This window comes from Myxococcales bacterium (genome assembly GCA_016703425.1).
Taxonomy (GTDB): Bacteria; Myxococcota_A; Polyangia; order Polyangiales; family Polyangiaceae; genus JADJCA01.
Genome location: JADJCA010000029.1, coordinates 388559 through 413552, shown reverse-complemented (window position 1 = coordinate 413552; position 24994 = coordinate 388559). Strand labels below are relative to the sequence as shown.

The following is a 24994-nucleotide window of genomic DNA, read 5'->3' as shown; positions in this document are numbered from 1 at the left end:
TTCTATGCGCTGCGCGGGCGCAGGGTCCGCCGCATAGGCTCCCACGCCAGCCAAAGCAGCGCGCCCGGCACCACCCAAGCGGCCAGCCCCCACACGGCGAGATCGTAGCCACGAGGCGAGCCAACCAGGCGCCCTACGATGGCGCTCGCGACGATGTACGCGACGGACTGGGCCGCGGCCGCGGTGCCGGCGGCCACGCCCACGAGGTCGCGCGGGACGGCCGACAGCACCGTGCTCGTGTTGATGGCCGAGATACCTCCAACGCCGACGAGCGCGAGCCCCGCGAGAACCGCCGCGAGGAGCGTGCCGTTTGCGAAAGGCACGAGCGCAAGCGTCATGGCAAACAAGGCCGCAACCCCAAAGAGGAACACCTGCGCGCGTTGCCCGGAAAAGCGCGAGCGCGCGCGGCTTGCCAGGTCGCCGAAGGCGACGGAGCCGAGGTCGAACATCAAGGGCGGGATCCACAGGAGGCGGCCCAAGTCCGCTTGCGTCGCCCCGAACCGTGCCACGAGGAGCTTCGGCGCCCAGAGGAACACGAAGGCCGCCACCGGCGACGCGGCGAGAGCGGCGGCGATACCCCGCCACATCGCAGGTTCGCGAAGGACCCGGAAGGCGGAGCCGCCCCGCGGGTGCGCCGACGGTTCCGCGTCACCTCGCGCGAAGACCTCTGGCGCACGTCTCGAGAGGAGCACGAACACGGGGATCCACGCGAGGCCCACGACCGCGGTCCCGATGAAGGCAAAGCGCCAGCCGAAACGCGCCGACATCCAGGTGGCCAGCGGCGGCGCGACGACGGCCCCGAGCGAACTGCCCGTGAACAGGAACCCGAACGCGCGGGGGCTCGTCTCCTTCGGCACCGCCTGATGGACGAGGCGCGCGGCCCCGGGAAAGGAGGGCGCCTCGGCGAGACCCAGGGCGAAGCGCAGCGCGAAGAGCGTCGCGACACCGGTGCAGAGCGCATGCATCCCAGCGATCGTCGACCAGAGCAGCACGGCGGCGACGAGTCCTCGACGCACGCCAACGCGATCGAGCAAGACCCCCGCCGCGGGCGGACCGATCAGGTACGCCCAAGAAAAGGTCCCCGCCAGGAGGCCGTAGGTGGCATCGCTGATGCCCAGCTCCTTCGTCACGGTGGGTGACAAGACCGCGAAGACCTGCCGATCGAGGTAGCTCACGGCCATGAGCGCCGTGGCCAGGGCCACGAAGGCGACCTGCGTCGGGACAGGAAACGGCGCGAGGCTCGGGGCCCGGCCGTCTTGCGATGGGCTGTCGTTCAAGGTCGCCATCGTACCCGGCGCGCTTGGAACGTCGAATGGAGGTTGCAGACTTGCGGCCGCGTCCCCACTATGGCCTCGCGGGTGGGAGCGAGGTTGTCCGTGAGTACCAAGCTTGAAATCCAGGGCATGCACTGCGACGGCTGCGTTCGCCGGGTCAAGAAGGTCATGGAGCAGGCTGGCGTGACTCCGACGGTGGTGGAGGTCGGTCGCGCCGAGGTCGACGTCGACGACGCCCTCTTGGGAGACCTCTTGCGCCGACTCGAAGCGGCCGGCTACGCCGCGAGTCGCGCCGGCTGAGACGCGTCATGCCCGGCACGCCCTCACCCGCGAGGACTCCACGAACGGTCCTCAACGTGGGCGGGATGACGTGCGCCGCTTGCCAGGCGCACGTGCAGAAGGCGCTCGCCGGTGTGCCCGGGGTGCAGACCGCGGAGGTCAACCTCGTGATGCGCGAAGCCGTCGTCACGGGACAGGACACCCTCGATCGAGCGGCGCTCCTTCGCGCCGTCGTCGACGCTGGCTACGAGGCGTCGCTGGAGCTGGGCGACGACGACCCGGCCGCGAAGGCCAACGCCCTTGAAGAGGCGGCGCGCCGCGAGGTCACGGCCCTCTCGCGAAAGGCGGGGCTCAGCCTCGTCGGCGCCGCCGTCGCCATGATCGTGTCGATGCCTCTCATGGCCGCGCCCGACATGAACCACGCGAGCGTCGATCCGTTCATGCGTTTTACGAGCGAGGTGCTCAGCCCAAGCCTGGCTCGCGTAGCGCCGTGGCTCTACCGAACGCCGCGCGAAGCGCTCCTGGCGGTGCTCCTCGTGGTGACCGCAGGGGTCGTGGGTTGGGCCGGGGGCATGTATTACGTGCGCGCCTGGGCCGCCCTGCGACGAGGTACCGCGGACATGAGCACGCTGGTCGTGCTCGGCACGTCGGCGGCGGTCTTCTACTCGCTCGTCGCCACCTTCTCGCCAGGCGTGTTTCATCGCGCAGGCCTCGTCGCCGACGCGTACTTCGAGGCGGCCGTCTTTATCGTGGCGTTGGTCCTCTTTGGCGCCACGCTCGAAGCGAGGGCGAAACGTCAGACGACGGCCGCGCTGAAGGGGCTCGCGTCGCTTGAGCCGCAGCTGGCGCACGTCGTCACCGACGGCCTGGAGGTAGCGATTCCCCTCTCGCGCGTCGTCGTCGGCGATCAAGTCCGCATCAAGCCGGGCGAGCGCGTTCCGCTCGACGGCGTCGTCGTCGAGGGTGAGAGCTCGCTCGACGAATCGATGCTCACGGGGGAGGCGGCCCCGGTCCCGAAGGGCGTCGGTGCAACCGTCATCGGGGGCACACTCAACGACGACGGGTCGCTCCTCGTGCGCGTCACGAGCGCGGCGAGAGACGGCCGCTTGCGACAGATCTTGGGGCTCCTCGAAGAGGCACAACGGACGCGCGCGCCGATGCAGAAGCTCGCCGATCGCGTGAGCGCGCGCTTCGTACCGGCCATCCTGGCGCTGGCCACCTTGACGTTCGTCATCTGGGTCGCCGCGGGGGCGGCCCCCATCCGCGCCGCGGCCGTAGCCGTCTCGGTGCTCGTCATCGCTTGCCCTTGCGCGATGGGACTCGCCATCCCGACGGCGATGATGGTCGCCTCCGGCAAAGGCGCTGAGCTCGGTGTTCTGATCAAGGGCGGCGAGGCCTTGGAAGCGCTGGCCACCATCGACACCGTGGTCTTCGACAAGACCGGCACCCTGACGACCGGCAAACCCGAGGTCTCTAGCGAAGTGCTCGCCGAGGGCGCATCGCGCGATGCGCTTCTCGAGACGGCTCTTGGCGCGATGCGCCTGTCGGAGCACCCCATCGCACGAGGGCTCGTGCGCTACGCGCTGGCGCAAGGCACCGTCACGACGGAGCCGGCCGATGCCTTTCGAAACGTTCGTGGCGCGGGCACCCAGTTGCGACTCGGTGGCGTAGACGTTCGCGTTGGAACGAGGGCGTTCGTGACGGCGAGCGGCGAAGGCGACGTGCTCGCTCTCGAGGCCCGCGCTCTCGAGGAGGCGCTCGTGAGCTCCGCGTCGCAGGATCGCGCGTCGCACGTCTTCGTGAAGAGGGGCGACGCGCTGCTGGGAGCCTTCGCCTTGGCCGATGTGCCGCGCCCCACGGCGAAGGCGGCCGTCACGCGCCTCTCGGCTATGGGGGTTCACATCAAGCTCGTGAGCGGAGACCGCGAGGCGGCGGTGCGAGCCGTCGCACGCGATCTCGGGATAGCCGATGTGGTCTTCGGGGCGACGCCGGAAGGCAAGGTCGAGGTGGTCACGAAGCTGATGGGCAAAGGAAGGCACGTCGCCGTCATCGGCGACGGCGTAAACGACGCGCCGGCCATGGCGCACGCGCACGTGGGCATCGCGATGGGCGGCGGCGCCGGCGCCGACGTGGCCGTGCAAACCGGCGACGCCGTCCTCATGCGCCCCGATCCGACCCTCGTCGCCGACGCCATCGTGCTGGCACGCCGGACGGTACGCACGATGCGCCAGAACCTCTTCTGGGCCTTCGGCTACAACGTCCTCGCGATCCCCGTTGCGGCGGGCGCGCTCTATCCGACCTTCCACGTCCTCTTGAGTCCCGTCTTGGCGAGCGCGGCGATGGCGCTGAGCTCCTTCAGCGTGGTGACCAACAGCCTAAGGCTCCGCGGGTTTCGCCGGCGGTAGGCCGCAGTGCGCGGCGGCGCGCTCCATGCGCGCTGCGATCGTGGGGCACGAAGGCCGCGATCGCGTGGAAGATGCAACCGTCGCAGTCGGATTTTTTCGGGTCGAGAGGGCTCCGTGGGAGCGGCATTGGCCTTGCTGCATGTCCTTCGATGACTGGAGGACACATGAAGAAGACCGATGAACGGACCCTCGATGCGGCCGATCTCGACCACGTGCAAGGTGGCATCGCGCCAGCGTTGCTCACCGTGAGAGCCGGCGCCCGCCCCGCCGAGGTCGCGGAGCTCATGCGAACGCACGGCATGTCGACGCCTGGCACGAGTCACGGATTCCTTGACGAGCTCCCCCCGGGGACGGGGCGCTTCGTCGGCGAAGCGTTGCGCGGCCTCTTCGGTGAAGCGCTCGGCAGCGGACGCTCCTCGCCGCAAGGGCCGGCGCGTCCGGGCGCCACGACGCCTCACGCGACCACGCCCCCCGCCACGTTCACGCCGTCGACGCCGTACGCGTCGCCGTCCTTCGTTGACGAAGCGGCCCTCGCGCGCAGCGCGCCGCACGCACCGCCCGCGCCGGTTTACGGGCCCGCTGCACCGTCCGCGGCGCGCGGGGCGGACGACGACCTTCCGCTGCCTCCTCCGGCGGCGCCGTTTCCGCCACCGGAGGCTCGAGTGACGGGCGCTGGCGCGCCAAGCGCCGCGCCTGGCGCAACCGGCGCAGCGAGTGGTCCCACAGCAGCCCCGGGCGGAGAATGGGATCTCCAGCAGGCAGGCGCCTACGCACAGCCGTCCGGCGCAGCGGCCCCCGGTGGCGAGTGGGATCTCCAGCAGGCAGGCGCTTACGCCCAGCCGTCGGGGCCCCGGCCGCAAGCTCCGACCTCGGCGGAGCTTACGATCCCATGGGAGCTTGGACCGGCTATGGAGCCGATGCCGGGGCAGCGGCGCCCGGTGGCGCTTGGGATCTCCAACAGGCCGGCGCTTACGCGCAGCCGACGGCGGCCCCGGCCGCAAGCTCCGACCTCGGCGGAGGTTACGATCCCATGGGAGCCTGGACCGGATACGGAGCCGATGCCGGCGCCGGCGCCAGCGAGCCTCTCCCCCGCTTTGATCTCGCAGACACCTCGGGCGCGGAACCTTGGGAGGTTTGAGCGACGATTGAGCGAGCGCGCGGGCATTCAGAGGGCGTCCCGTCGTACCTCCCCGTGCAGCCCGGGCGCAAACGTCCAGCACGCCGCATCTCTTTCACCTCGCCCCCATTGACGGGAGCGGAGGGTTTGCTTTGGTGAAGGGATGCGCGTTGCCATCTCGGCTCTCGTTTGCGCTGTATCCGTGTGGGGTTGCAGCTCGGAGGTCACCGCTCCGAAGTCGTCGGGCACGGGAGGGACGACTGCGACAGACGGCGGAGCCGGCACTGGCACCGGAGCGACAACGGGAACTGGCAACCGCGGCGACGGGGGCACCACCACCACGACGCCCCCAGGAACCCCGGCGCCGCAGAAGCCCGCAACGAGCAGCGTCAACGCGAGCGCGACGGAGCCGGCCAAGGGCAACGGCTCTTGGACCATCGACTCCATCGACGCGCAGAACGCCGGTGGCACGCAGACCGATCGCATCAAGGTGACGGTGATCGGCACGACGCAGAGCGGCTCGAAGAGCAAGCTCTTGGTCTACTTCTTCGCCGACAACGGCCAGATGTCGAGCGTCACGCACTGGTGGGGCTGCGGCAACACCGGCGACCCGTTCTCATGCGACGGCATCGCGTATTGCGACGCGCTGCCCGACGCGACGACGCGCGGCGAGCCGCCGTGCAACGGGCTCTACCACAACTTCCAAGAGCGCTTCATCCTGTTCACGGCCTCGAAGCTGAAGGGGGAGTTCCAGGCCGGCTCGAAGCTCCCAACGGCATCCCAAATCGACGGCGCGCTCTTGCTGCCGGTCTATTAGAGCGCCGCCGGGCGCGACGGCAGTGGCTCTGATCAGGTCCTCGTGGGAGCTCGAGGGAGCGTGAACGCTCCCTCGACCATGCGCCGCCAGCATGCGCTGCGTAGCAGCGCAACGGCACGTAGTGCCGTCGCGCCCGGCGGCGCCCTAGTGGCTCGGGTGGCCCGGAGGCATGCCCGGGGGCATGCCGGGCATGCCCATGGGCATACCCATCGGCGGCGCCTTCGCGACGTCCTTGCCGGGTGCGCCGGCGTCGCCCTTGGCCTTCTGGAACTTGGGGAGCTCGGCGGTCGCCCAGTCGGCGGCGAAGGAGGCGATGATGTAGATCGTCGGGTCGCCTTCTTTTTGCGCGTAGCGGTTTGAGCCGGTCGAGGTCTTGCCGACCTTGAGCGTCAACTTCTGCGGCGGCGTCACGCCAGCGTCCGTCGTGGTCTCCTTGAGCGCGATCGTCACGATCGACTCGGGCGCATCGAGACCCGTGTCAGCGGCCGCCTTGCCGTCACCGAAGTCGTCGGCGTTGAGGCTCTTGAACGCCCTGACGGCGTCTTTGACCTTCTCCTCGTCCATGTCTGCGATGGCCGTGCCTTTGAACGTGCCGGCCCATTTGTCGGCCTTCGTAAAGGAAAAGACGCTGCCCTTCTTGTCGATGGTCAGCTGCGTGACGTTCGCGTCGTCGAACTTGAACATCTCCTGATCGCGCCAGTTCTTGACCTCGCGCGTGTAGAGGTAGCTCGAGTAGCCGCTGGCGATGAAGACGCCGGGCTTGCCGTCGACCATCATCACCTGACCACGTCCCCCGCTCTTGCCGAAGAGGTTGTCGACCTTCTTGTCGGCCCCTTTGTAAGCGGCAACACGCACAACCTTCGCCGCGTCGAGCTGGTAGCTCTTCTTGGTCTCGTCCGTGGCGTTCGCCTCGATCTGCTCGGAGACCTTGAGCTCCTTCATGTTGTCGATGAGCGATTTGACGTTGGCCTGATTGGCCGGCGCCTTGATGGGCTTGGTGACCTCCCACTTGTCGGCCTTCTTCTCGAGCACCACCTCGCCCTTGTCGGCGTTGGTGAGGACGAGCTTGTCGACGTCGTCGGAGCCCTTGATCTCCGGAAGCTCCGCCTTCTTCGAGTCTTTGGTGGCGAAGCCCGTCTGCTGGTCTTTCTTGCCCGTTGTGTAGGCGCCGTAGGACAGCGCCGCGAGCACGGCGAGGCCAAGTCCGATTTTCTGCGTGCGGTTCATGCGTCTTCTCGTAGGAGCGAAGGTCAGTCGGGGAGGACGAGTCAGGCGAGCGAGACGTTGGCGCGCGAGCTCATGCGCGAACGCCAGCGGAGCATGCCGTAGGCCGCGACGAGCAGCGGCAGGCCGAGAATGAGCGCCCACTGGATGCTGCTCTGCTGCTTCTTCTTGGCTTGCTTCATTTCTTCGTCGCGCTTGCGGAGCTGCTCTTCGCTCTCGTTCTCGTCGAAGCTCGGCTTGGCGACCTCGCCGTAAGCGAGGTTCGGCTCGCTCAGGATCTTCGCCGACACGGCCAGGAGGTCGGTGTCGCCGGTGAGCCAGTCGAGGGTGTTCTTGAAGGCGAGGATCGTCGGCGTGAGCGCTTGCTGCGCGTAGGGACCGGCAAGCTGCAGGAGCTGCTCGTCGCCGCCCATGCCGGGCATCTGCATGCCGCCGAACTGGCTCATGTCAGGGCCGTTGCCGGCCCGCGCGAAGGGGTTCGCGAAGAACTGGCTCGACGCGATGACGAGGACGCGCGAGGTCCCGGCGCTCGCTTCGGGACGCTCGATGCTGTCGCCGACGGGAAGGGCTGCTTTAAGCTTGCCTTCGATGGTCGCGGCGATGGGGAACTGCTCCCACTTGCCCTTCGGCGTCCAGCGCTGGAAGGGCTTCAAGTCCACCGTCTCGCCGGTGAGGGCGATGGAGCGGGGCGTGGACCTTGCGATGATCGACGCCTTCGCGTCGGGCTGCTTCTCGGCCTTGAGCGCCACCTGCGAGGTGAACGGGAAGACCAGCTCCGGCAAGCGGAAGAAGGCAGGGAAGCCCGTGTCGAGGAGCGTCTCGGGACCCGTGAAGCGCGGGTCGTCCTGGACCATCGCCAAGGTCGGGAAGCGGGCGCTCGCGAGGCCACCCTGCGTGAGCATGTTGACGCGGAAGGAACGACCGAAGTCGAGGACCGCGTTCTTCTTGATCTCGATGCCGTAGCCCTCGAGGAGCTTCTCCAGGCCGTGCGTCGAGAGCGTGGCGTTCATGGTCGCGTCGGCCGACTTCACGTTCACGGCGCTGGCCACGACGACGAGGCTCTTGCCCTTCATGACGAACTGGTCGATGCGGCGGAGCTCCTTCTCGGTGAGGTCCTTGCCGGGCTGCGTGATGATGAGGCCGTCGAGGGCGCCGTCGATCTCGCTGTCGCCGCCCTTCAGATCCACGTCTTGAAACGTGTAGAAGGGGAAGTTCTGCGACACGATCTGTTGCATCGAGGGCTTGCCCATCTGCGACGGGACGAGGTTCGCCTCGGAGAGCTTGATCTCGTCGTGGCCCGTCAGGACGCCGATCTTGTGCTTCATGTCGTCGCCTTTGTCGCGGACCTCACGGACCTTGTTGGTGATCCAGAACTCGAGGCCGTCGGTGCGCTCCGGCGGGAGGAACTTGATGACGTCCTTCTCGGCGCCGTACTTGAAGATGAGGCCCATGAAGCCTTGCGTGACGGCGGCTTTCTCCTCCGTGGCGCTGGCTTCACCGAAGGGCTGCTCGACGAGACCGGCGTCCTTCGCCGCCTTCTTCTGCTCTTCGTCCTTGGGCTCGATGAGCTCGTAGTCGAACTTGCCGCCGCTCGAGGCCTTGTACTCCTGGAGCAGATCGCGGAGGTCGCGCGTAAAGGCGTCGAGCTTCGGGAGGCCGCGCGTGACGTACGCTTCGACCTTCATCGATTGCTTCATCGACTGAAGGAGCCGCGCGCTGCCCTGCGAAAGGGTGAAGCGCTGCGCCTTCGTGGTGTCGACGCGGCGGAAGAGCCCAAACGCGCTGATCGCGTTCAGGGCGATGAGGATACCGGCGACGATGAGCAGGATGGCCCCGCTCTCGGTCGCTGCCTTTTGCTTTCGCTCCATGGCCATGGCGTTCTCTCTAAGTCTTTCTTGTTGGGCGCTAGTGGGTTCGACGCGGAGGCGTCAGGACCACTTGCGGCTCTCGAGGTTTCGGAAGGCCACGAGGAGACACATGACGGAGACGGACGCGAAGAACACGACCGACCGGGTGTCGATGAGGCCTCGCGCGAAGGGCGCGAAGCGGCTCGAGAAGCTGACGAAGGCGATGGCCTCGCCGCCGGGGCCGCGCATCGACTCGGCGACGGAGCCGATGATGAGGAGCCCCGCGAGAATGACCGCCGTCACGAAGAAGGCGATGATCTGGCTCTCCGTGTAGCTCGACATCATGATGCCGAAGGCGGTGCCGGCGGCCGACAAGAGCACGAGGCCCAAGTAGCCGGCCCAGATCGGACCCCAATCGAGGGGGCCGAGGTGCCAGGGCCACTTGAACATCGCGATGGGGTAGAGCAGCGACAGGCCCAAGAGGATGGTGCACATCGCGAGCGCCGCGAGCCACTTGCCGAGGATGACCTCGCTGTCTTTCACGGGCAGCGTGATGAGCAGCTCGAGCGTGCCGGAGCGCTTCTCTTCCGAGATCGCGCGCATGGTCACGAGCGGCACGACGATGAGCGAGAGGGCCCACGGCAAGAAGTCGAACATGCGCGCCATGGTGGCGCGGTCGACCTGCCAGAAGCCGCCCGACTGCATCAAGAAGAAGTAGACGCCGAGGGCGAGCATCGACACGCCGAGGACGACGTAGGCGACGAGCGAGTTGAAGAAGCTCCCCAGCTCGCGGAGAAAGATCGTGATGACGTTCTTGGCGCTCGAGCCGCTGCCCTCGGAGGCCGCGCTGGAAGCCATGTTCGAGGCTGGCGACGTGCGAGACGGAGCGAGCTCGTTTTTCTCTTCCATCGTGCTCATGACTTGTCCTTCCCGTTCTCTTCGTCGTCGGAATCGTCTTCGTCTTCGTCGTCGCCGGCGCGCTCGGCCCCGCTGTCGCCGTCGTCGCCGTCTTTGGCGAAGCTGCGGTTGCGCTTCGCGTCGCCGACGGTGAGGTCACGGAAGACGTCTTCGAGGGTCTGCGTGTCGCGGTGAAGCTCGAGCAGCACCCAACCCTTGTCGGCGATCATGCGGAAGAGGTCGGGCCGGAGGTCGAGGTCTTCTTCGCTCGACAGCTCGAAGGAGTGGGCGCGATCGTCGGTCGGCAGCTCGGCGAGCTTGCTCATGCCCTTCACAGAGCGGAGCGCTTGCTCGACCTCACTCTTCTTCGGCGCCTCGCCCTTGCCCTTGTAGCCGCCGCTGCCGGCCGACTCCTGGATGGCGACGACGTAGCGAACCTTGCCGCTCTTGGCGCGGATCTCGTCGAGCGGGCCATCGGCCACGACGCGGCCGCGCGACACGATGATGGCGCGGGCGCAGGCGGCCTCGACCTCCGAGAGGTTGTGGGTCGAGAGGAGGACCGTGCGCTCCTCGCCGATCTGCTTCAGGTACTCGAGGAACTCGGCCTTCTCGTTGGGGTCGAGGTCGCTCGTGGGCTCGTCGAGGATGAGGATCGGCGGATCGTGAATCAGCGCTTGCGCGAGACCGACGCGTTGCCGATAGCCGTGCGAGAGGTGGCGGATCTCCTTGCCGAGGACCTGGGTGAGGCCGCACACCTCCACGACGTTTTTCGCCCGCTTCTTGAAGGTCGAGGCGTCGAGTTGGCGGAGATCGGCGGCGAACTTCAGGTACTCGAGGACGCTCATCTCCAGGTAGAGCGGCGCGCTGCGGGAGGTAGCCGAGCGACCGGCGAACCTCTAGCGGTTGCTCGAAGACGTCGAAGCCGCGGACCCGCGCCGTGCCCTCGCTGGGAGCGAGAAAACACGTAAGAATGCGCATCGTCGTGGACTTTCCGGCGCCGTTGGGGCCCAGAAATCCGACGACCTCTCCTTTACGAACCTCGAAGTTGACCTTGTCGAGGGCGCGGAACGTGCCGAACCGCTTCGAGAGGTCATTCGCATAAATCATCACGTCGGTGGCCATCGGGCGGGATCTCCGTGGTGGCGTAAGAGCCCCGCCGTGGACCGAGTCGCGGTCCGAGCAGGGCTTCGGTGCGGGCGCTTTTTAGGAAAACTACGAGGAAAGGCGCGCCGCTCGACTCGGTGGCTACCCCCAGCGGGGACAGACACGAAGCCGGCCGGCACTTTAATCAGGGGGGCCGGGGTGTCAACGTTCCCGGCTGCGCCGGCGCGAGGTCCGGCGCGGCGGGTTAACCCACGAGGCGGCCGGGAATTCCCCAGATTTCTCTCCTTCTGGCTTCCGCGTGGATCCTTGCGGCTGTGGAGGGCACGAGGTGTACTGAATCGATGCTCCGCGCTGTGCTCTTCCGCGGTTTCGGCGTCGCCTTGGCGCTGGCGAGCTGCAGCACGTCGTCCGCGGAAGACGCTGGGCCCGCGGGACCTGGCAGCTCCGACGCCAGCGTCGACCGCCTCCCCGACGGTGCGCTCGTGAGCGATGGCGCGGCGCTCCCAGGCGACGGGGGCTCGCCCTTCACGCCGACGGGTCCCGCGGGAAGCCTGGATACGAGCCTCGGTGGCGCCGGCTACGTCATCGCTCCGCAAGCGCTCCCCGCCCAAGGCAGCGCCGACGTTGGTCACGCCGTCGCCATCGACTCGCAACAGCGCATCGTCGCCGCCGGCCGCGTCGACTCGAACCTCTCTTCGGTGGGCGCCTACTCGGCCCTGTGGCGCTTCTCCGAAAGTGGCGCCATCGACACGAGCTTCGCGACGGGGGGCACGTGGACCAAGTCAGGCACGACGGGCGATGTTTACGAGTGGGCCAACGGCGTCTGTGTCGACGCGTCCGATCGCCCGTACGCCACTGGCGCGACGAACAGCGCGGGCAAACTCGTGCTCTATCGTCTGACGAGCCAGGGCGCGCTCGACACCGCGTTCAACGGCACGGGGTTCGTCACCACAACCAACACGACGGGCACCGGCGGTGACCGCGGGGAACAGGTGGCGTGTGTTCCGGGCGCCGTGCTCGTCGGCGGGACCGGGGGCTATGACATTGCCGCGTGGCGGTACCTCGCAAACGGCAACGCCGACACGAGCGGCTTCGCCGCGCCGAAGGGATTCGTCAACAGTCACATCGCGGGGCGCGAAGGCTTTGGTCACGCGCTCGCCGTCGACGGTGAGCAGCGCGTCCTTGTCGTCGGCAGTCACTTCACGGGGGCCGGCGGGTCGGAGACCTTCGTGTTTCGCTATTCGAGCAACGGTGTCATCGACACAAGCTTCGGCGCCTCGGGTCGAGCGTTGATCCCAACGGCCACAGCGGCGGGGGTGACCGCCGATGGTTTGGGCCGTGTCTACGTAACGGGATACGGAGGCGGCGCGCTGCGAGGCACCGTCGTTCGCTTGACGAACAGCGGCGTGCTCGACGCAACGTTCGGTAGCGGAGGGGTGGCAACGTTGCCACCGGAGGTGGGCGCGCCCGTCGGCGGCATCACGCGCGCCTTCTCCCTCGCGCTCGACTCGAAAGGCCGCGTCGTCGCGGCGGGTTCATCCACCGACGCGACCTTCTCGCAAGGCAAAATGGCCGTCTGGCGGGTCACGGCAACGGGCGCGCTCGACGCGTCGTTCGGTGCCGGCGGTGTCTTCACGACGGGCTACACCGGCGGGGCGCCCCCCACTGCGTTGATACCCGACGTGGCGAACGCGGTAGCGGTCGACCGCTTCGACCGGCCCGTCCTCGCTGGGGCGACGGCGTTCGGCGGGACGGGCCGCTCGCGCCTCGCGCTTTGGCGCCTCAATCCCTAATCGGCCTCTGAAGCCCATGGCTTCGACGTCGAGAGGACGAGGTCGGCTAGGTTCGCGGATCGGCCGTCAACGCAGCGCGAGCACCGCCGTGAGGGCGCCGGCGGCCAGTGCGCCGACGCCAGCCGCGACAAACACGAGCACGAGGCCACCGCCGCCACGTGCGGGGGCCGGCAGGTGGACGCGACGTTGCTCGCCTTCACGCACGTCAAGTTCAAGCCGCACCGCTGCGCTGTCGTCATCCGCGGTGCGCGCCAAGAGCACGTAGCGCTTCGGCAGCAGCATCAGCTGAATGGGCGTCGTTCCGACGAAACGACCGTCTACATCGAGGCGCATGGGCGCTGCCGCAACGACTTCGACGGGCGTCCGCGGCGGCGCATCGCTGCCGGCGGCGCCATCGGCGAAGGCCGGCATGCTCAGCGTTGCGAGCGTGCTGGCCATGGCCGCGGCAAGCGTGAGTCGAGGCATACGAGGCATCTTAGTACCTCGACCCACGGCGTTCGACGGGTCGAATGCGCAGCGTCGAGGTGCTTAGGTGCCAAGCGTCACTGACCGAGCGGGTTGTTGTTCGCGCGCATGTGGTCGGCAGCGAGCGTGAGCCCCTTCTTGAAGTTCGTCCAGCGCGCGTCCCATCGGCTCTTGTACGACCCAACCGACGGGTACTCCCAGGAGCCGCAGTTGGAGCTGTATTTGCCCAAGTTGACGGCGTCGACGTCTTCGTAGCCGAGGGCCCGCTTCAAGGAGTCTTCGTCTTGGAAGTTCTTGAACGACGTCGCCGTCTTCTTGTTCAAGAAGTCGTCGAGGCCGGTCACGTTGGCGGCGAGCGCCGGATCGAAGCGGGTCACCTTGTTCTTGAAGTCGTTGATGTACTTGGTCGGGATGCCGGCGCTTCCGCCGCCGTTGTCGATGAGCGCGAGGCGGAACGTGCCCTTCGTCTTCTCGATGAAGATGTTCATGTTGGTGCCGAGGCCGTAGCGGTCGCGCTGACCGTTCAGAACGTCGACGACCATCATATGGTTCAGCTGCTGGGCGACCTCGAGCTCCGTCGATTCGGCGGTGTGGCTGGCCTTGGCAGCCTCGTAGCCGGCGTCTTCCCGCGTGATGATCTCGTAGGTGCCGCCCTTCGCGATCAAGTAGACCGCGTCGCTGGTGGGCTGCCGCGAGCCGTTGCTCAAGAACTTCGCCACCGCGTGCGACGCGTTGAGGCCATCGTCCTTGACGAGCCCCTTCACGTCGCCAACCTTCGTGTCGGGCAAGAACTCCTTGTAGATCCCGACGAAGTAGTTGGGGTTCTGCGCCATGTATTTCAGCTGATGATCTTTGTTGCACGCCTGGATGCCGCGCACGTTCATCCCCTCGATCATCTTCTTGTACGCGGCGCTGCCGGTGCCGTTGAGCGTGAGCCGAGACGCCGGGCCGGCCCAATCGCCGTGCCCGAAGAGCCGTGAGAGGTTGAACGCGAAGATCTCTTCGACGATCCACGTCGAGGCGTTCGGCGGAATCCACAGCCCGTGCCGCTTCGCGCCTTCGTCGACGTAGGCGTAGAGCGAAGAGCCACCGATCTCCTTGGGCTTGAACGAGAAGGTCTCGCTCCCGGCGTTCATCCCCTCGGCGATGGCCGCTCCGCGGCGATACATGTCCGCCCAGCGGTCGGCCTCGGGCAGCGCCTGCCCCTTGTCCCACGCGAACGCGTAGTCGCTCGGTAGCGCGGCCGCCTCCGCGGAGAGCGCGCCTTCGTCTTCTTCACCGGTCTCGGCCGTGCTGCTGCAGCCGGCGGCGAAACACGCGGTGGTGAGGAGGGCCAGGGTCGAGACGGAGCGAAGAGCAAGTTTGGATAAGTTCATGCCCGCTTCGTCGCAACGCGCGTGCCCGGCGGTTTTCCCCTCCGAGCGGAGCCACAGGCTCCACAAACGCCGAGAAACTTCAGCGCTCGGGGTGGTGCCTAGGCGACCACAGCCGGATCGCTTTTTGGCTGCGTTGGCCGTCGGGGACCTCGCTGGCCCATCGCTCTTGGGTGCGACGGGAGCTCAGAGAGCGCCGCCGACCCACGGCGACATCGCGAAGGTGAAGTTCGTGAGGGTGCCGTGGTGCGCCCCAGCGGTCTGGTCTTGGGCCGTGGCCGTGGAACCCGACTCGTCGAGCTTCCAGTAGCCCTGAAGGCCCGCGCTATTGGCCGCGACGGCTTTGTTGTAGTTCGCAGCGATCTCGGCGCCGGTGCGCTCGACGCTCCACAAGCGAACTTCGTCGAGGTCGCCGGCAAAGGAGACGAGCCCGCTCAAGAAGCCGATGTGGCCGTAGCCGAGGACGAAGTCCGTGTCCCACGTGAAGGTCGACTTGTTGGGCGTCGCCGCGCTGCCCGCGAGGGCGCCGTCGACGTAGAGGCGCATGCCGCCGGTGGCGCCGAGGGTCCCGGCGATGTGATGCCACTGGCCGTCGTTGAAGCCGGCCGTCGCGCCGCACATCTCCGTCGTGGGGCTGCCGTAGACGTAGAAGCAAGGCTTGCCGGCTTCGAGGTAGATGAACCGATCGGCGCCGCCGGTCTTGCCGTAGACCTCGAAGAACGTCCCCGTCAGCGCCGTCGTGCGGAACCAAAGTTCAACTGTGAAGGCCGTCTCGTTGGCGGCCCCTGCGTCCGGGGTGGTCGGCAAGTACACGCGGTCGTTGACGCCGTCGAAGTGGAGCGCGCCGATGCTCGCGGCGCCATCGGACGCGTCAGCGGCCCCGTCGCTCGGCGCGTCACTCGGCGCGTCGCTGACGCCGGTCGCGTCGGTCGCGGCGCCGTCTCCGCCATCGAGGCTCGCCGCATCGCTCGTGCTCGTCGTCGTGTCGGGCCCGGCATCCGCGCTCGGCGAGGGCGTGTTCACGTCGGGCGCCGCGCTCCCGTCGGCCGACTCTTGGCCCTGAGCGTCGAGCGCGCCGGCTTCGAGGCTGAGCCCCGGACCGTTCTCGGCGTCGTCGGTGCACGCGCTGGCGAGGGCGAAGGCCGAAAGGAGGACACTGACGACCGACACAACGCGGGCGAGCTTCATCAAGGGGCGGGACCTTACCTGAAGCCCCGGGATCCGCCACAGGTCGCGGGCGCCGGGCCTGGTCACCGAAGCGACCAGTGCTGCGCCGTTCAACTTCCGCCGGCGGCAGATTTGATCCGTCGCTACTGGACAGCGCCCCCTTCGGCTCGCGGAAGTTTCTACGAACTCCGTTAACGACCGCCGCTGCGACTGGCGCGCAAAGACTCTCGGCCTAGACTGCCTGACCCGTCATGGAGTCCGCCCGTCGTCCCCCCGTCCAGCTCGGCGTCCAGCTCGGCACCGCCGACAGTGGTGCGGCGACGGTGGGCGGCGCAGAAGGGATGTTGGCGCGAACGCCACTGGCGCACCTGCTCGCCTACGCCGAACAACGGAAGCTCACCGGCACGCTTCGCCTCGAGTCCCCCACCGAGAAGGTGGAGCTCGGCATCGAAGACGGCTCCGTGTGCGCGGCCTCCACCACCGCGCCCGTCGCTTACCTCGGCCAAGTCCTCTACGAACTGGGCGTCATTGATTCAGCGGCCCTGAACAGCTCGCTCGCGGAGCTCGCTTCGCGGCGTCGCGTCACGCCTGGCGTGCGCCACGGCGACGTCCTCATCGACCAGGGGCTCGCAGACGCGCGAGGCGTCGCCAGCGGCCTTCGCGAGCAGCTGGAGCGCAAGGTCGTCCACGCGTTCTCATTGCCGCCGAGCACTCGATACGTCTTTGCGTCCGGTGAACTCAGCGCCAACCGCACGAGCATCGTAGACCCGCTCCGGCTCGTGTGGCTCGGCGTCCGAGCCCACCGCCCGCTCGAGCAAGCGCTCTCGACGCTGAGTCGATTCGGCGTGCCGACGTTTCGCCTCGACGCGGGGGCGGAGCTCGAGCGGTTCGGCTTCTCGAAAGAAGACCGCGCCCTCGCCGAGTCCTTCCGCGTGCTGCGCGCGCCCTCGGGCCCGACGGAGACGCTGCTCGCGTACACGCTCGTCATCACGCGCGCCCTTCGAGCCGAGCGCGAGGCCACGCCCATGACCTCGCAGCCGGCGCCGCGGATGTTCACGCCTCCGGCCATGGCGGCGACGCGCGAGGAGGTCGCGCCAAAGTCGGTGCGGCGCCCGCAGACGCAGGCCCCCGCCCGCGTCTCCAACGACGCCCGCGTCAATTTTCAGAACGCGGAGATCGCCGTCGCGCAGCGCGATCTGAGCGCCGCGGAGATCCTCTGCCGACGCGCGACGGAAGACGAGCCGCATCAGGCCGAATACCTCGCGCTGCTCGGCTGGGTTCGCTTCCTCCGCACCGACAAGACGAAAGAGCCTCTCGAGATGTTGGATCGCGCCTTGGACATGTTCCCCGGCTGCGAGCGAGCTTACGTGTATCGTGCACAGGTCTACCGAAAGGCCGGTGAGCTCGACAAAGCGATGCTGGACTTCCGCACCGCCCACACGCTCAACCCCGCGAACGTCGAAGCCGCGCGAGAGGTGCGCCTCGCCGAGATGCGCGCCAAGCAAGGCGTGCGAAGCTCAAGCGGACTCTTCCAAAAGATTCTGAAGAAGAGCTAGGCGGGTCCAACCTTCGCTGGACAGGCGGCGACGGGCGCCCCCCCGCGGACGGGACGGGCGCTCCTGGTGCAGAGACACCAAGGGAGACGCTTGGAGACCAATATCCATCGAGTTCTGGGGCCATTTTGATGGCCTCACCTTTGCTTACATGGCGCCATGCTCCGCTGGTCCGCCCTCGCCGTCGTCGGCGCGCTCGTGGTGGGCTGCTCGGCCACCGGCGCGAGCGCCGACTCCGAGAGCGGCGCCATCACCGACCGCGTGCCGGTCGCCGTCCGCGACCAACGCGAGACCGGCAACTGCTGGCTCTTCGCGACGGCCGCGTGGATCGAGCACCACGAGACCCTCGCGCTGCGGGAGCGCGCTCCCGACGCCGTGGCCGAGCCGCTATCCGTCGCCTACCTCGACTACTGGGATTGGTACGAGAAGATCACGCGCGGGCGCCTCGTCGGCGAGGCCGCGCGTGATCTCGTTGACGAGCTCGACAGCGGCGGTACCTGGGGCGCCGCCACCGAGCTCGTCCTAAAGTACGGCGTCGTCCGCCGCCGGGACTTTCATGGGTTCGGTGGGCAAGGCGCGGCGACGAAGGACGCGACCAGCGTCGAGCGCGCCAAGAAAGCGCTCGCGACCTCCCTCGCCAATGGAGCGCTTCGCACAGAGGCGTCGCGACAAAATGGAGCGCTGGTGCGGCGCGAGCTCGACGCCGCCTTCGAACTGAGTGACCGAACGAGCCGAGCCATCACCGAGGTGTTCGGCAAAGACGGCGCGACGAACTTCACGAGCGGCGCGGCGGCCGCTCTGCCCATCGGTTCGCCCAAGGAGCTCCTCGTCGCGGCGCCGAAGCCCGACGGCTCGCGGCCCGTGGTCGCGCTCACGGAGCTCATCGGGAAGCGAGCGCGCGGAGGCAACCCCGACGTGCGAACGGGCGCCCACGCGTGGACCAGCGTGCCCTTCACCGCGAACAGCGCCCGAGAGACGCGCGTCTTCTTCCGTCGCATCCAGCGGGCGTTGCACGCCGGCGCGGCGCTCCCCTTTGCGTGGTTCTATCCGTCGAACGCCGACGCCGATGGCTCCGGCGAATTTCGGTCGGTACCTGAGGAGCCCGGCGACGACGTGGAGTCGGTCGAGCACGAGACCTTGATGGTGGACTACGAGGCCGACGGCGTACCAGGCTTCGGCGCGCTCAAGGCCGGCGCGGCAGCGTCGCCGGAGGCGCGCGAAGCGGCGCTCCACGACGACACGAAGATCCGGTTCTTCCGGGCCGTCGACTCCTATGGCGTGCTCCACGAAGGGCGTCGACGCGACACGTCGGACCTCTACGTCGACTACCTGCTCGGGGAGTTCGTGACGTGCCCCAAGGGCGTGATGCCGCCTTCGCGCCATTGCGAAAAACACCGAGGCTTCGTGGAAGTGACCTTGCCCAACGGCTTCTGAGCACGTGCCGGCTCGCGCGAGCCGCCCCTCGGAAAGCTGTGCCCTGCGGAGGCTTCGTATAGTCTCCGCGACCATGCAAATCGCACGCGCTCTCCCATGGGCATTGGCGTTGAGCTTGGCGGCGGGAGCCGCCAGCGCCGACGCCGGAACGAAAACGGCCACCCCCGCGGCGTCAGCGCCGACGACGCCCGCACCTGGTGCATCAAAGGGCGACGCAGGCACGAAGGACGAGAGCGAATCGCTCTCGCTCCGCGAGCGTCGCAACTCGTACGTCTCGACGACGCGCAAAAAGATCCGCGAGGCCGTTCGCGCCAACGGCAAGGCGACGACGCAAGAGGAGCGCATCGTCATTGGGATGCACTGGCGCCATACGATGCGGCTCTTTCGCGTCCGCCACTTCGCCGAGAAGGCGAACGACATGGCGACGGTCGGTCGATGCGATGGCCTCCTCAGCAAGGCCGACACGAAGTTCTTTGCCAAGCTGGCGGAGCTGAACGCCAAGGCGCCCCCCAAAGAGGCCAAGGACGCGAAGGCGGGCGACGGCGGAGCGCCCCCGAAGGGCGAGCACAAGGGTGACGGCAAGGGCAAGGGCGAGGGCAAGGGCGACAAGGACAAGGCCGAGAAGAAGGGCGACAAGCAATGAAGACCGTCACCAAAGCGCTCCTCTCGGGCCTCGCCGCCGTCGCGTTGGCCTCGTTCACCGTCGCTTGCGACAAGAAGGACGACAAGGCCGCCACCCCCAGCGCGCCCAGCGCCTCTGCGGTCGCGGCCACGCCGACGCCGTCGGCGAGCGCGGCGCCTTCAGCCTCTCAGGCCACCGCCGCGACGGCGACACCCAAGCCGGCCGAGGCCGCGAAGGTTGAAGCGGTCGACGACAAGGACGACGACACACCCAACGAATCGGAAGCGAACGAGAAGGCCGCGAAGGAGATCACCGCCGCGAACTTCAAGGCGGAGCTCGACCGCGTCGAAAAAGAGATCGGCAAGTAGGCGTCTGGCTCGCTTCGGGGCGGGTGCTCGCGCCCGCCGGTGACCGTGCCCGTCACGCGGTCCGCGGTGCACACCGCGCGAACGAACAGGAAGTGCAACGCCGCCCCGCGAGGGGCGGCGTGCCGCGCCAAGTCGTTGATGCGGAACGGGAGCGACGGGCCCAGCGAACTGGCGCGCCCCTTGCGAGTGAGGGTGCATGCGCCTCGCTCCGCGGCCCCTCCTCGTGCTGTCTCTTGGTCTCCTCACCGCCGCCTGCAGCGACAGCGTGACCCGCGGCGACGACCTCTCGGGACGCGCGGAAGAGGTCACGGCCCCGCCGTCGCTACGGCCTTCCGGCGACGCCGGCGTGGCGGCCACGACGATGTCGGCGCCGAGCCAAGAGATCTGCGGCAACGGCCTCGACGAAGACGGCGATGGGCGCGTCGACAACGGCTGCGGCTGCGCCGCCGGCGCCACGCAAAAGTGCTTCGTCGGAAGCCCGAGCCTCGCGGGCGTGGGCGCGTGTGCCATGGGCACGCAGACTTGCGTCACCGTCACCTCGGCGAGTGAGATCAAAGCCACCGAGTGGGGCCCGTGCGGCGGCTCTCGTGGCCCCACGGCCGAGACGTGCAACGGCACCGACGATGACTGCAACGGAAAGGTCGACGACGGTCTGTCGGCCGGCTCATGCGGGCCGAAGCCGAATCCCGGTCCGGCCCCCGACCCGGCGATCGCGTGCACGGGTACCGGGCTCATCTGGCAGAGCGTCGGCGACAAGTGCATCGACGATGGCGGTCAAAGCGACGAGGACGACGACCTCCAGATCTACTGCGTGAACAACATCGCCCGCTATTGCCTCTCGAAGGAGGCTTGCCCGTGGCGCAGCGGCCAACCGACAAGCGACGCCGTCACGTGTTCGCGCGCCGGTCTCGCCGGCACGTACCTCGCGTCACCGCGCCAGGCGTGCGGCGTCTTCCAAGGGCACAACCGCTTCTGCTGCAGCGCCGCAGGGCAAATCAGCTTCTCCGGCTGCTGACGCGCGCTACGCCACTTCGAGCGTGCGGAGCGTGATGCGACCCGCGAGCGGAACGGCGCGCGAATCGAGCGCGCGGTTCGTCTCGCGCACACGCGCCTCGACGGCTTCGCTCCACGGGCGGTTACCGACGAAGGTGAGGCTCGCGATGCGGCCGCTCTCGAGCAGGGACGCCCAGAGGCGAACGTCGTCGGCGCCAAGGTGAGCGTCGCCCATGACGGTCGCGTCGGCCTCGAATCGCCCTACGTAAGCGTCACCGCTGTGCGTGAGGCCGCTCACCGAGAGCGCCTTCTGAGCGTGAGTCGCGACGCCCCACTTGCGCGCAAAGGCGAGCGGCACATCGAGATACCAGCCGGCCACGAGCAGACGACCTTCGGGGATCATCGACGCGACGACGGTGATGGGAAAGAGGTCGGCGGCGCCGCTTCCGCCCAACATGGCGCCGGGGGCTACGGCGCGACCCGCTGGTGGCTTGGGCCCCCCCTTGTAACCGTCGGCGGCGGCCCTCGCGAGCTCGATCTCGGCCGCCATGGTCGCTGGCGCATGGGAGAGGAACGCTTGAAGCGCTGGCCTGCCGTCGTGGCCCAACGCGAGCTGGGTGCGCCCCTTCATGAGGAGCGCGAGCGGCTGCCTCGGCATGAGCTCGAGGGCCCGGTCGAAGAACTCGATGGCTTCGTCAAAGAGGCGATTCTCGGCCACCCTCGCGCCCTGCTCCGCCCACGCCTGCGCCTCCGTCACCTCCGGCTCGCTCTTGACCTGTCGACGCAGGTCGTCGAGGTACGCGCTCAGGCGTTCATCACCGTATTTGATCCGCTTGAACGCGCGCATGAAGGGCAAGACGAGGACGCTCTCGTTGCCCGGAGCGACCACGCCGGTCGAGTAGGGCGCCGGGTTGTCGTTGCAGCGGTCGACCCACGTTCCGCCGGTTACACGTCGAAAGACCTCGCCCAGGTAGGCGCCCACGCCGACGATGAGATTTCTCGTCGGCTCATCGGGCGCCCACTCGTCGCCGGCGCCAACGGGCACCGGGACCGAAAGGTCGAGGAGCAGATCGAGCGCCATGACGCTGGCGGGCGAGAAGTCGAGATGAACATGGGTCTGCGCACCGAAGCCCGCGGCGAAGCTCTCGGCAAAGGTCGTGTAGTCGAGGCGCGCGGGCGAAGGGTCGTTGCCGATTGCCGCGGGCTTCGCACCGGTCAGAAGGCCCTTGCCCTTCATCCACTCGAGCGAGTTGCGCGCGTTTGTGTTCCGAGGATCGACGGCGAGGGCGCGATCGTAGGCGTAAGCCGCGTCGGGGTAGCGCTGGAGGCCCAAGAGGGCGTTGCCCTTGTTGTTCCACGCCAGCGAATCGCGCGCGTCGATGGCGAGGGCGCGATCGTAGGACGCGAGGGCCTCTTCGGCGCGCCCGAGCTTCCGTAGCACGGTCCCTCGATCCACCCACGTCTTGGCGTTCGCCGCGTCGAGCTCGACCGCCTTGTCGAAGGCGGCCAGCGCCTCACCGGCGCGACCGAGGTCATCGAGGACGTCACCCCGGTTCGCCCACGCGAGCGCGTACTTGTCGTCGCAGCGCAGCGCCGCGTCTTGGGCCGCCAGCGCGTCCTCGAGGCGCCCCAGCACCTTGAGGCAAACGCCGCGGCTCACGTGCAGCGGCGCCGCGGAAGGGTGACTCGACAGGCCCGAGGTCTGCGTGAGAAAGACGTCGAAGATCGCCAAGGCCTCGGCGTGTCTGCCCTTCTCGATGAAGGTGCTCGCGCGCCGCAACATCTCGTCAGGGCTCGCGTCGGGGACCGACGTCAAGCTCGGCCGGGCTGCGGGCATGCTGCCGGTGCGCCGGGCCGCGCTCGCCTCCAGCGTGGCCTTCAGGGCGCGCGCCTCGTCGAAGTCGGGCATCACCGACAGGCAGCGCGCCAGCGCCTGTACGCCCAGGCTCGGCTGCGCCGCGCTCGCGTAGGTGCGGGCGAGCGCGAGCCATGCGCGACCATGGTGCGGGTCGACGGTGACGACCTCCTCAAGCATCTGCGCCGCATCGCGAAAGTGACCCTTTTCGCGCGCCTTCTCCGCGTTGTGAAAGAGTTCGACGCGCGCGATGGCGATCTCCGACGCCGTCGGTCGTCGAAACTCAGAGGTGGCCCGCTGCTGCGTGCCGCAAAGGGCGCAGCGTGGGGCGCCCGGCTGAAGGGGGCGTCCGCACTGGCGGCACGGGACAAGGGCCGAGAGCCGCGTGCCGCAATACATGCACGCGGGGCGACCATCAGGCACCGGCCGTGTGCACTTGGGACAGGCGGCCACGAGAGCAGCGTACACCGCGCGATCGGGGCGAGTCCCGTTTGTCACGAAGTTTGGCCGCCTCGGTCATCGCGGCGCGCTCGCATCGATAAGTGGCCGCAGCTCTACCGTTTGACGGGATGCTTGTTCAGCTTTCGCTGCAGCGACCGGCGGTGAAGGCCCAAGACGCGCGCGGCCTTCGAGACGTTGCCGTCGCTCTCCATGAGGACCCGGTTGATGTGCTCCCACTCGACACGAGCGAGGGTCGGCGGCTCGGAGGCGAGATCAACGGCCACATCGGCGCCGTCGCGCGAAAAGGCCGCGAGCAGATCGTCTACATCGACGGGCTTGGTCAGGTAGTGGCACGCACCGCGGCGCACCGCTTCGAGGGCCGTTGCGATGCTCCCGTACCCTGTTAGGACAACGACCTTCGTGCTCGGGTCGACGGCGCGGAGGGTGAGAACAACATCGAGGCCTGAAGCATCGGGCATGCGGAGGTCGACCACGGCGAGTTCGGGGCTGTCCCGCTCCGCGGAGAGCTGCGCTTCTGCGGCGTTGCGCGCGCCGCGGACGTCAAAGCCGCGGGCCCGGAAGGCGCGCATGAGGCGCTCCCGGAAGGTGTCGTCGTCGTCGACGACGAGGATCGAACGGGCCTCGGCCGCACTCACAAGTCGCCCCGAGGTAGCGACAACAAGGCGACGGTGCCAACCCCAGGCGAAGACTGAAGGCGAAGCGCCCCACCGAGACGCTCGGCAACCGCGCGTGCCAGGAACAGACCGAGGCCCATGCCGCGCCCTGCGTCTTTCGTCGTGAAGAAGGGCTCACCGGCGCGGGCCAAAACCTCCGCGGTCATACCTTCGCCGCGATCTTCGATGGCGCACCGCAGGATGCCGGGGCGGAGTGACAGCGAAACGCTGACCTCGGTGTGGCTGGCCTCGAGACCGTTGCGCACGAGCGTGCGCAGAGCTTGAAGCACGGCGACCCTCGGAAGGCGCGCGTCGGCGTCTTCCGCGTCGACCACGACGCGCCTCCGCTCCTCTGGCGCCAACGAATCGACGAGGTCGCGTCCGAGCTGCGAGAGCGCGAGGACCGACTCGACCTCGCCCGTCGATTCACCAGCGCGCGCATGAAGCTGATCGAGGATCTTCCGACAGCGGTCTACCTCTCGACGAATCAAGCGCGTGTCGTCGACGAGTTCGTGACGGAGGGCGCCCGGCGTCGTTGCGAGGCATCGCTCAAGCTCCTTCGCCGCAATGGCAATGGTGCCGAGCGGGGTGGCGAGCTCGTGGGCTGCGCCGGCCGCCAGCGTAGAGAGAGAGACGAGCTTGTCGCTTCGTGCCTTCTTGTCGTTCAGCTCGAGGATTCGAGCCTCGCGGAGGCGAAGCTCGGCGGCGAGGCGGGTCACGAAGAACACGATGGTCGTCGCGGCGGCCGCGAAGGCGAGCCACATGCCTTGCAGGTGCATAGGGCCGTGTCGCACGTGGCAGGGAGCGACAAGGAAGAGCGCTCCGAAGGCACAAACGGCGACCACCGCGAGCAACCAGGCGAGGCGCGCCCCAAGCACCACGGCAGCCAACGTGACGTGCACCATGAGTAGTGTGCTCATGGGATTCGCTGGCCCGCCCGTCAGCGCAAGGATGGACGCCAACAGCGCGACGTCGACCAAGAGCGCACCGGCGAGCACCCGATCGCCCCGCTGCACGGTCTCTTGGCGCAAGAAGTGGCCCGCGAGCGCGACGTTGCTGGCGGCCATGAGGCCCACGAGAGCCAGGGGACCTGCCAAGCTGACGGCGTCCGGCGCCTCTACCTTTGCGAAGGCCACAGCGAGGAGCTGGCCGAAGACCGCGGCCCAGCGGAGGCTTACGAGCCAACGCCACGGCACGAGGGCCGGCTCGGAAGGAGCAGCGGGTCTCTCAACGGTCTCGCTCATGACGGCTCTGCCTATAGCGCCGCTGCACCCCGTGTGCACGTGCGGCAA

20 protein-coding genes and 1 pseudogene are annotated in these 24994 nt (G+C 68.2%); 10 read left to right on the top strand and 11 right to left on the bottom strand.

All coding sequences use genetic code 11. From position 1 onward, the window contains the following. Positions 1-2 precede the first annotated feature (2 nt). On the bottom strand, positions 3-1277 hold the full coding sequence (locus IPG50_35210; GenBank protein MBK6697402.1) for an MFS transporter: 1275 nt from the start codon (positions 1275-1277) through the stop codon (positions 3-5). 99 nt (positions 1278-1376) lie between these two features. On the opposite strand from IPG50_35210, the gene IPG50_35205 reads away from it, so the two are divergent. The 4 genes from IPG50_35205 (at position 1377) to IPG50_35190 (ending at position 5892) form a co-directional block, all read left to right on the top strand. Further along, entirely contained in the window at positions 1377-1574 is a 198-nt protein-coding gene (locus tag IPG50_35205; GenBank protein MBK6697401.1) for a heavy-metal-associated domain-containing protein, read from the top strand. An 8-nt stretch (positions 1575-1582) separates the two neighbouring features. Continuing rightward, the gene (locus tag IPG50_35200; GenBank protein MBK6697400.1) at positions 1583-3958 is read left to right on the top strand and encodes a heavy metal translocating P-type ATPase; all 2376 of its coding nucleotides are present in this window, start codon (positions 1583-1585) and stop codon (positions 3956-3958) included. A gap of 889 nt (positions 3959-4847) precedes the next feature. Beyond that, complete coding sequence (locus tag IPG50_35195) at positions 4848-5096, top strand: hypothetical protein (protein ID MBK6697399.1); 249 nt, start codon at positions 4848-4850, stop codon at positions 5094-5096. A 142-nt stretch (positions 5097-5238) separates the two neighbouring features. Continuing rightward, entirely contained in the window at positions 5239-5892 is a 654-nt protein-coding gene (locus IPG50_35190; protein ID MBK6697398.1) for a hypothetical protein, read from the top strand. A gap of 144 nt (positions 5893-6036) precedes the next feature. On the opposite strand, the gene IPG50_35185 is transcribed toward IPG50_35190, so the two are convergent. From IPG50_35185 to IPG50_35170, 4 genes and pseudogenes are all read right to left on the bottom strand, one after another. Beyond that, positions 6037-7119, bottom strand: coding sequence for a DUF4340 domain-containing protein (locus IPG50_35185; protein ID MBK6697397.1), 1083 nt, complete (start codon positions 7117-7119; stop codon positions 6037-6039). Positions 7120-7160: 41 nt separating this feature from the next. Then, positions 7161-8984: a GldG family protein gene (locus IPG50_35180; GenBank protein MBK6697396.1), complete on the bottom strand. Its 1824-nt coding sequence runs from the start codon at positions 8982-8984 to the stop codon at positions 7161-7163. Positions 8985-9044: 60 nt separating this feature from the next. Continuing rightward, a complete protein-coding gene (locus tag IPG50_35175) occupies positions 9045-9821 on the bottom strand; it encodes an ABC transporter permease (protein MBK6697395.1) in 777 nt (258 codons plus the stop codon). A 56-nt stretch (positions 9822-9877) separates the two neighbouring features. After that, positions 9878-10967: pseudogene (locus IPG50_35170) on the bottom strand (ATP-binding cassette domain-containing protein). Between the two features lie 338 nt (positions 10968-11305). On the opposite strand from IPG50_35170, the gene IPG50_35165 reads away from it, so the two are divergent. Next, positions 11306-12757 (top strand): hypothetical protein, encoded by a 1452-nt coding sequence (locus IPG50_35165; GenBank protein ID MBK6697394.1) that lies wholly within the window; start codon positions 11306-11308, stop codon positions 12755-12757. 66 nt (positions 12758-12823) lie between these two features. Here the strand turns inward: IPG50_35165 and IPG50_35160 are convergent, their stop codons facing one another. The 3 genes from IPG50_35160 to IPG50_35150 all read right to left on the bottom strand — a co-directional run bounded on the left by IPG50_35160 (position 12824) and on the right by IPG50_35150 (position 15786). After that, positions 12824-13222, bottom strand: coding sequence for a hypothetical protein (locus IPG50_35160; GenBank protein MBK6697393.1), 399 nt, complete (start codon positions 13220-13222; stop codon positions 12824-12826). A 77-nt stretch (positions 13223-13299) separates the two neighbouring features. After that, positions 13300-14598 carry a hypothetical protein gene (locus tag IPG50_35155; GenBank protein MBK6697392.1) on the bottom strand — a complete coding sequence of 433 codons (1299 nt, stop codon included), beginning with the start codon at positions 14596-14598 and terminating at the stop codon, positions 13300-13302. 183 nt (positions 14599-14781) lie between these two features. Then, positions 14782-15786, bottom strand: coding sequence for a LamG domain-containing protein (locus IPG50_35150; GenBank protein MBK6697391.1), 1005 nt, complete (start codon positions 15784-15786; stop codon positions 14782-14784). 227 nt (positions 15787-16013) lie between these two features. On the opposite strand from IPG50_35150, the gene IPG50_35145 reads away from it, so the two are divergent. From IPG50_35145 to IPG50_35125, 5 genes are all read left to right on the top strand, one after another. Further along, positions 16014-17318 carry a DUF4388 domain-containing protein gene (locus IPG50_35145; protein ID MBK6697390.1) on the top strand — a complete coding sequence of 435 codons (1305 nt, stop codon included), beginning with the start codon at positions 16014-16016 and terminating at the stop codon, positions 17316-17318. 156 nt (positions 17319-17474) lie between these two features. Continuing rightward, on the top strand, positions 17475-18749 hold the full coding sequence (locus IPG50_35140; protein ID MBK6697389.1) for a hypothetical protein: 1275 nt from the start codon (positions 17475-17477) through the stop codon (positions 18747-18749). Positions 18750-18822: 73 nt separating this feature from the next. Beyond that, a complete protein-coding gene (locus tag IPG50_35135; GenBank protein ID MBK6697388.1) occupies positions 18823-19392 on the top strand; it encodes a hypothetical protein in 570 nt (189 codons plus the stop codon). Next, positions 19389-19739 (top strand): hypothetical protein, encoded by a 351-nt coding sequence (locus tag IPG50_35130; GenBank protein ID MBK6697387.1) that lies wholly within the window; start codon positions 19389-19391, stop codon positions 19737-19739. Before IPG50_35135 ends, IPG50_35130 begins: the two co-directional genes overlap by 4 nt. A 196-nt stretch (positions 19740-19935) precedes the next feature. Continuing rightward, positions 19936-20754, top strand: a complete 819-nt coding sequence (locus IPG50_35125) for a hypothetical protein (GenBank protein MBK6697386.1) — start codon at positions 19936-19938, stop codon at positions 20752-20754. Positions 20755-20760: 6 nt separating this feature from the next. Here the strand turns inward: IPG50_35125 and IPG50_35120 are convergent, their stop codons facing one another. The 3 genes from IPG50_35120 to IPG50_35110 all read right to left on the bottom strand — a co-directional run bounded on the left by IPG50_35120 (position 20761) and on the right by IPG50_35110 (position 24946). Continuing rightward, complete coding sequence (locus IPG50_35120) at positions 20761-23040, bottom strand: tetratricopeptide repeat protein (protein ID MBK6697385.1); 2280 nt, start codon at positions 23038-23040, stop codon at positions 20761-20763. A gap of 101 nt (positions 23041-23141) precedes the next feature. After that, complete coding sequence (locus tag IPG50_35115; GenBank protein MBK6697384.1) at positions 23142-23618, bottom strand: response regulator; 477 nt, start codon at positions 23616-23618, stop codon at positions 23142-23144. Positions 23619-23680: 62 nt separating this feature from the next. Further along, positions 23681-24946, bottom strand: coding sequence for a HAMP domain-containing histidine kinase (locus tag IPG50_35110; protein ID MBK6697383.1), 1266 nt, complete (start codon positions 24944-24946; stop codon positions 23681-23683). Positions 24947-24994 lie beyond the last annotated feature (48 nt).

Coding starts and splice junctions, on each gene's coding strand:
- IPG50_35200 (MBK6697400.1), top strand. CDS start 1,583: ATGCCCGGCACGCCCTCACCCGCGAGGACTCCACGAACGGTCCTCAAC.
- IPG50_35195 (MBK6697399.1), top strand. CDS start 4,848: ATGGGAGCTTGGACCGGCTATGGAGCCGATGCCGGGGCAGCGGCGCCC.
- IPG50_35190 (MBK6697398.1), top strand. CDS start 5,239: ATGCGCGTTGCCATCTCGGCTCTCGTTTGCGCTGTATCCGTGTGGGGT.
- IPG50_35185 (MBK6697397.1), bottom strand. CDS start 7,119: ATGAACCGCACGCAGAAAATCGGACTTGGCCTCGCCGTGCTCGCGGCG.
- IPG50_35180 (MBK6697396.1), bottom strand. CDS start 8,984: ATGGAGCGAAAGCAAAAGGCAGCGACCGAGAGCGGGGCCATCCTGCTC.
- IPG50_35175 (MBK6697395.1), bottom strand. CDS start 9,821: ATGGCTTCCAGCGCGGCCTCCGAGGGCAGCGGCTCGAGCGCCAAGAAC.
- IPG50_35165 (MBK6697394.1), top strand. CDS start 11,306: ATGCTCCGCGCTGTGCTCTTCCGCGGTTTCGGCGTCGCCTTGGCGCTG.
- IPG50_35160 (MBK6697393.1), bottom strand. CDS start 13,222: ATGCCTCGACTCACGCTTGCCGCGGCCATGGCCAGCACGCTCGCAACG.
- IPG50_35155 (MBK6697392.1), bottom strand. CDS start 14,598: ATGAACTTATCCAAACTTGCTCTTCGCTCCGTCTCGACCCTGGCCCTC.
- IPG50_35145 (MBK6697390.1), top strand. CDS start 16,014: ATGGAGTCCGCCCGTCGTCCCCCCGTCCAGCTCGGCGTCCAGCTCGGC.
- IPG50_35140 (MBK6697389.1), top strand. CDS start 17,475: ATGCTCCGCTGGTCCGCCCTCGCCGTCGTCGGCGCGCTCGTGGTGGGC.
- IPG50_35135 (MBK6697388.1), top strand. CDS start 18,823: ATGCAAATCGCACGCGCTCTCCCATGGGCATTGGCGTTGAGCTTGGCG.
- IPG50_35130 (MBK6697387.1), top strand. CDS start 19,389: ATGAAGACCGTCACCAAAGCGCTCCTCTCGGGCCTCGCCGCCGTCGCG.
- IPG50_35125 (MBK6697386.1), top strand. CDS start 19,936: ATGCGCCTCGCTCCGCGGCCCCTCCTCGTGCTGTCTCTTGGTCTCCTC.
- IPG50_35115 (MBK6697384.1), bottom strand. CDS start 23,618: ATGCGCGCCTTCCGGGCCCGCGGCTTTGACGTCCGCGGCGCGCGCAAC.
- IPG50_35110 (MBK6697383.1), bottom strand. CDS start 24,946: ATGAGCGAGACCGTTGAGAGACCCGCTGCTCCTTCCGAGCCGGCCCTC.